The sequence below is a fragment of the Mycobacterium sp. genome (assembly GCF_046095365.1).
In the GTDB taxonomy this organism is placed as follows: Bacteria; Actinomycetota; Actinomycetes; order Mycobacteriales; family Mycobacteriaceae; genus Mycobacterium.
Genome location: NZ_JBJTJF010000127.1, coordinates 1 through 4,436, shown reverse-complemented (window position 1 = coordinate 4,436; position 4,436 = coordinate 1). Strand labels below are relative to the sequence as shown.

The following is a 4,436-nucleotide window of genomic DNA, read 5'->3' as shown; positions in this document are numbered from 1 at the left end:
GGCGTCAGTGACCACGAGGCGATCGGCGGGACCGGTGATGGTGATGCCGCCGCGATGGTGGAGCCGATGATGGAACGGGCACAGCAGAACCAGGTTGGCCAGCTCGGTCAGACCGCCGTCCTCCCAGTGCCTGATGTGGTGTGCGTGCAGACCTCGGGTGGCGCCGCAGCCGGGCACCACGCAGGTGCCATGGTCGCGGTGTTCGAGCGCGCGGCGCAACCGGCGGTTGATGGTCCGGGTCTCCCGTCCCGAGCCGATCACATGGCCGGCGCGTTCGAACCACACTTCACAGGTCGCATCGCACAACAGGTAACGACGGTCGTCGTCGGACAGTAGCGGGCCCAGGTGCAGCGAGGCGATCGGTGTCTCGACGTCGACGTGCACGACGACGGTGGTGCGCTGCCCGTGCGGGCGGGCAGCCACGTCGGTGTCCCACCCGGCCTGCACCAGACTCATGAACCCGTCCACGGCGTTCGGAAACGGCGGGGTGGATTCGGAGGACCCGTCTGCGTGGACGCGTCTCCACTCGGCGACCAACCCGTCCTGATGTGACTGCAGCGCCGCGTCGAACACCGCTGCTTCGGTGTGGGGCAGGGTGATGTGCCACGTGGCGGAGTGCTCGTCGGAGGTTTTGGTGATCGACCGGGGGAGGTCCGTGCGTGACTCCGGCTGCGGTGCCGGTTCGGCCTGCGGTCCGGGTTCGGGTCGCGGTTCGAGCTTGATCGCGGTGCGCAGTTGGGAGACGGTGGCACACTGCGCCAACTGCGCGTAGTGCTCATCGGATCCGTCGGCCGCCCGGTCGGCGATGACCCCGATCTGATCCAGCGAGAACCGGCCCTCCCGCATCCCGGCCGCGCAACGTGGGAACTCGGGCAACCGATGGGCGATGGTGGCGATCCTGCCCGCATTCGCCGATGAGATCCCGAGTTTCCATGCCGCCAGCCCCTGTACCGATCGCGCCCCGGTGTTACCCCACAACCGGTCGTGGTCGATTTCGGCGAAGATCTGCACGATACGGCCGTCGATGGCATTGCGTTGACCGGTCAGCTCTGCCAGCTCGTCGAACAGCACCTCCAGCCGCCGCCCGGGATCCGCCCCGGTCTCGGCCAAAGATGTTGCGGTGGAGGACATGACAGCATCATCGCAGAGGGGTACGACACGTCCGAGCCGTCGAAGGCGACCGCTGCAACAGCGTCAGCGCATCGGGGCGTCGGCCACCCTGATCTCGCCGGCCTTCGCCGCCGATTTGAGCGCCTCGAAGTCGGACAGGGTCTTGTCGGCGTAGTCGTAGGACCACTGAACGATCGCCTCGTTGACGGCGTCGCCGGAGCCCACGTAGCCGCGCAGCATCGAGGCGTTGGCGCTCTGCGCGTGACCGCGCGCCAGTGCGTAGGCGCACGCGCCGACATACTGGCCGAAGGTGTCGGGATCCATGCCCTCGGTCTCCACCGAGCCCTTCATGTCCTGGAACTGGCGGACGTAGTAGTCCCTGCCCTCGATGCGCAGGTGTCCGAGGAACACGTCCGACATCGCCTGCAGGATCCGCTGTCCGTCGATCACCCGGATGCCCTGGCCCAGCGCGCGGGTGGCGGCGGCCAGGGTCTCGGGCTGCTGCCGGCCGCCGTACTGCTCGAGCACCGAGCGGTTGGCCTCCTTGACTTGAAGCACCAGCGGCGTTCCGTCCGGGCCGGTCAGGATCAGCAGATAGCTGCGGGTTCCCACGCTGCCGACCCCGACCACCCGCCGGGCGATGTCGGTGAGCTTGAAATGCGACAGCAGCACGGCGATGTCGGCCGGCACGCTGGTCAGGTATTCGCGGAACGCCCCGATGAGGCGGGACTCGTCGGTGACCTCGACGTGCTCGAGCAGCGGGGGGTCCTCCCGAAGCCGCAGATCACCGTTCGGACCGGTCTCCATGATGCGTTCGAAGACCCTGGCCGAGGTGCGGCCGCGGGCCTTGCGGGCGGCCCCGGTGAGAACCTGCCCGAGGCTGCCGGCGACCTCGTTGACGTAGCGCTGCGGTTCCAGGCGGAGGTAGTAGCGGTTCAGCACGTTCATGTCGAGCAGGGCATGCAGTCCGTCCCGGTAGGTGCGCACCACTTCAGCGGCCATCCGCCGGATCGTCTTCTTGGGGTAGCCGGCGTGGCGGCCGCCGACGATCGCGCTGGTGGTGAGCCGCTTGATATCCCACTCCGCCGGTGCGACGGCCGCCTCGTCGAAGTCGTTGAGGTCGAAGACCAGAGTGCGCTGCGGCGCGGCGTAGATCCCGAAGTTGGACAGGTGGGCATCCCCGCCGCACATCACCTCGATACCGCTGGACGGCCCGCCGGCGAGGTCGGCGGCCATCAGGGCGGCGGCTCCGCGGTAGAACGAGAACGGGTCGGTCAGCATCCTGGCGAAGCGCAGTGGGACCAGATCCGGCAGGCGATTGACGTTCTGCTCGACCAGGATCTCCACCGGGTTGCGGGTGGAGGGCACCAACTGGGCCAGGTTTCGCCTCGGGGTTATCTTGCGCAGCGCCCGGCCGCGTGCCGTGTCATCGTCGACGTTCTCGAACGCGATGACCCGCTCGCGCAGCGGGCGTTCAACGTTGTCCGTCGGAGCGTTCATCGGCTGAGCGTAGACACCAAAAGGCAGTCAGCGCCGGAGAATTGGGCGCAGGGCATCGAGCACGGAAGCATCTTCGATGGTCGACGGCACCGGTTCGTCGAGGCCGCCGGCGATACCACGCATTGTCTTGCGCAGAATCTTGCCCGATCGGGTCTTGGGCAGCGCCGCCACCACGTCGACGGCGTTGAAGCAGGCGACCGCGCCGATGGTATGGCGCACCGCGGCGATCAGTTCGGCGGCCAGTCCGGCGTCCGAGGCTCCGGACTTGAGTACGACGAATCCGCGGGGGACCTGCCCTTTGATCTCGTCGGCGACGCCGATCACCGCGCACTCGGCCACCGCCGGGTGTGCGGCGAGGACGGCCTCGATCTGCCCGGTCGACAGCCGGTGCCCGGCCACGTTGATCACGTCGTCGATCCGTCCCATCACGAACAGGTAGCCGTCCTCGTCGAGGTGGCCGCCGTCACCGGTCAGGTAGTAGCCGGGATGCTCACACAGATACGACGCCTCGAACCGGGCGTCGTCGCCCCACAGCGTCGGCAGCGTGCCCGGCGGCAGCGGCAGTCGGATGCAGATCGCGCCTTCCTCGCCGGCGCCGCAGCCCGATCCGTCCGGGTGCAGGATCCGTACGTCGTAGCCGGGCATCGGGACCGTCGGCGAACCGGCCTTGATCGGAAGCTGCTGGCAGCCGACGGGATTGGCGGCGATGGCCCAGCCGGTCTCGGTCTGCCACCAGTGGTCGACCACCGGAACGCCGAGCACCTCGGTCGCCCACGCGTAGGTGTCGGGGTCCAGTCGTTCACCGGCCTGGAACAGGTAGCGCAGGGCGGACAGGTCGTAACGGCCGATGTGAGAGCCCTCCGGGTCCTCCTTTCGGATGGCCCGCAGTGCCGTCGGCGCCGAGAACAGCACCTTGACGCGGTGCTCGGCGGCCACCCGCCAGAACGCGCCCGCATCCGGGGTGCCGATCGGCTTGCCCTCGTAGAGCACGGTCGTCGCGCCGGCCAGCAGCGGGCCGTAGACGATGTAGGAGTGGCCCACCACCCAGCCCACGTCGGAGGCCGCCCAGAAAACCTCCCCGGGTCCGACCCCGTAGATGTTGCGCATGGTCCAGTTCAGGGCGACCGCATGCCCGCCGTTGTCGCGGACGATGCCCTTGGGCTTGCCGGTGGTGCCCGAGGTGTAGAGCACGTACAGCGGATCGGTGGCGGCCACCGGAACCGGGTCGGCCGGCTCGGCGGCGGCCATCAGGTCGGCCCAGTCGTGGTCGCGCCCGACGGTCAGATCGCAACGGTGCCGGTCGCGCTGGACGATCACGCAGGCCCGCGGCCGGTGGTGAGCCAGTTGCAGGGCGTGGTCGAGCATGGGCTTGTACTCGACCACCCGGCTCGGCTCGATTCCGCAGGAGGCCGACACCACCACCGCCGGCCGCGCATCGTCGATCCGTGTCGCCAGCTCATGGCTGGCGAAGCCGCCGAAGACCACCGAGTGCACCGCCCCCAGCCGCGCGCAGGCCAGCATCGCCACGACGGCCTCGGGGATCATCGGCATGTACAGCAGCACGCGGTCGCCCTTGCCGACACCGAGGCCGCGCAGCACACCGGCGAATCGCGCTGTGTGGCCGAGTAATTCGCGGTAGGTGTAGGTCCGCTTGGAATCGGTGACCGGGGAGTCGTAGATCAGTGCCGGCTGGTCGCCGCGCCGCGCGATGTGGCGGTCCAGCGCGTTGGCACAGGTGTTCAGTTCGGCGTCGGGGAACCACCGGTAGAACGGCGGGTTGTCGTCGTCGAGGATCCGCTGCGGCGGCCGGGTCCAGGACACCGCCC

The 4,436-nt window shown here is 68.9% G+C and carries 3 protein-coding genes; all 3 read right to left on the bottom strand.

Annotated elements, in window-relative coordinates:
- A partial coding sequence (locus ACKOQ4_RS10565; protein WP_526291573.1) for an HNH endonuclease signature motif containing protein occupies nt 1-1,131 on the bottom strand: 1,131 nt, incomplete at its 3' end.
- Between the two features lie 63 nt (nt 1,132-1,194).
- Nucleotides 1,195-2,610, bottom strand: coding sequence for a DUF2252 domain-containing protein (locus tag ACKOQ4_RS10560; protein ID WP_526291571.1), 1,416 nt, complete (start codon nt 2,608-2,610; stop codon nt 1,195-1,197).
- 27 nt (nt 2,611-2,637) lie between these two features.
- On the bottom strand, nt 2,638-4,436 hold a 1,799-nt coding region (locus ACKOQ4_RS10555), incomplete at its 5' end, for a propionyl-CoA synthetase (RefSeq protein ID WP_526291569.1).

Coding starts and splice junctions, on each gene's coding strand:
- ACKOQ4_RS10560 (WP_526291571.1), bottom strand. CDS start 2,610: ATGAACGCTCCGACGGACAACGTTGAACGCCCGCTGCGCGAGCGGGTC.